Raw genomic sequence first — 2,222 nt, 5'->3', positions numbered from 1 at the left:
GGCCAATCCGGAGGAGCACGAGGGCGGACCGCGCCCCGATCGCGACCCCAACACGCCCGGCGAGCACGAGCCGAGCCCGCGCGCCGACCGCGACCCGAACACGCCGGACGAGCGCGACGCCGTGCCGCGCGGCGAGCACGAGCCGCGGCCCGTCCCGGAGAACGTGCCCGAGCACCTGCGCGACAACTTCCGGCAGAGCGACGAGACGCCGTCCGGACGGTCCTTCCACGACGCGGAGGGACGCCCGGGGCACCAGAACGCCGACCGGGTCCCGCCGGACCCGAACCACTACATCGTGGACGCCCCCGGCGACCGGAACGGCCCGTCCGTCGGCGGGCGCCGGATATCGCCGGAGGAGTTCTCCGACACCGTCCGGAACGACCCGAACTGGAACGGCCGGCCCGTCGTCCTCCTCTCGGACAACACCGGAGCCGGGAACTTCGGCCAGCATGTCGCCGAACACCTGGGCCAGCGGGTCATCACGCCGGACGGCCCCGTCCACATCGACGAGCACGGCAACGCGACCTCGACCAGCTGGACGACCCACGACCCGACGCCCGGACGGGTGCACGAGGACGGCGTCCGCCGCTTCGACAGCGACGCGGACGGCGAACTCTACGGACAGCGGCGTTTGCAGCACGTCTTCGAGGGCGTGCTGCCGCCGGAGCAGCAGAACGCGCTTCGCCAGTACACGCGCCAGTCGGTCCAGAACCACTACCTGCGGACCGGCGACGACCCAGGTGCGATGTTCCAGCACCTGTACAACCAGCACTACGCGCGCACCGCGCTGGACTACGCCAACAACCACCAGACACCGAACATCCGCCAGGTCTTCGACATGGCGCGCGACCCCAGCCGCCTGGATCCCTACCAGCGGCAACTGGTCGAGTACATCGTCAACTCACCGAACCCGCACGCCACGCTCGAGCAGATCAAGGGCGACGCGGAAGGGTACGAGTTCTACCACCGGATGTTCGGCGAGCACCCGACGACCGAGGTGTTCAACAACCGCATCAGCGAGATCGACCAGGCGCTCGCCCACCCGCTCCCCGAGCCGGTGGAGGCCCGGCGCGGCCTGCACGACCTGTCGTTCATGCAGACCGGCGACGGCACGCCCCTCGGCTCGCGCGACCCCCGGGAACTGATCGGGACGACGCAGCACGAGCCGGCCTACATGTCCACGTCCCTGGGCAACAGCCCCGCCGTCGTGGACAACAACCCCTTCGCCATCCAGATGCACCTCCACCTTCCCGAGGGCACCCACGGCGTCTGGATGGGCCAGAACAGCATGTTCCCGAACCAGCGGGAACTCATCCTGCCGCGCGGCACCAGCTACGAGATCACCGACGTCCGGCAGACCGGCGTCGACCAGCACGGCCGGCCGACCTTCGACGTCCACGCCCGGGTCGTCCCGCACGACCCGCCACCGACGACCGCCACGTCCCATCCGGATCCGTCGGCCGCCCCGAGCGGCCCCGCCCCGGACCACACCCCGAACACCCCGGACCGGTCTCCGTCTCCGTCTCCGGCCCCGGACCGGGCGCCGACGACGGACCACACTCCGGCGTCCGAGCGCACGCCGTCCACGTCCGACCCCTCGTCCGCTGCCCCCGAGCGGACGCCGTCGTCCGCGACGCCCGAACGCACCCCCACCATCCGGGACACCGCCACGACGGACCACACTCCGCCCGGCGACCACACCCAACCCGGTGACCGCACCCCGACGACGCGTCCGGCCGACCGGTCCTCCGAGCCCACGTCCACCCCGGACCGCGTCCCGGCCACCGACCACACCCCACCGACGGACCGCACCCCGCCCACGGACCGCACGCCGGGACCCGCCGACCGCACCCCGTCGCCGACGCACCGGACGCCTCCGACGGACCGGACCCCGACGTCCGAGCACACCCCGGCGTCCGCGGACCGGACGCCGTCCGACCGTCCCACCTCGGAGCGCCCCCCGTCCGACCGGACCCCGGCCTCCCCCACGGACAGGACCCCGTCCACGGACAGGACGCCCACGTCCGACCGCACGCCGACCTCGGACCACGGCCCCAGCCTCGCCGACCGGACCCCGTCCACCGACCGGACGCCGTCCACCTCGGACCGGACTCCGGCCACCGACCCGACCCCGACCCACACCCCCACCAACACCCCGGCCGACCGAACCCCGACGTCCGACCGAACCCCGACGTCCGACCGGACGCCGGGCAACGACCGCC

The 2,222-nt window shown here is 73.2% G+C and carries 1 protein-coding gene; it reads left to right on the top strand.

The features are described 5' to 3' along the window. Positions 1-2,222 (top strand): ADP-ribosyltransferase (locus AB0J52_RS37160; RefSeq protein ID WP_500187620.1); only part of this gene is annotated, 2,222 nt, incomplete at both ends.

The sequence above is a fragment of the Spirillospora sp. NPDC049652 genome (assembly GCF_040675125.1).
Classification (GTDB): Bacteria; Actinomycetota; Actinomycetes; order Streptosporangiales; family Streptosporangiaceae; genus Spirillospora.
The sequence above is the reverse complement of the archived record's forward strand: the minus strand, read 5'-3'. Positions and strand labels throughout refer to the sequence as shown.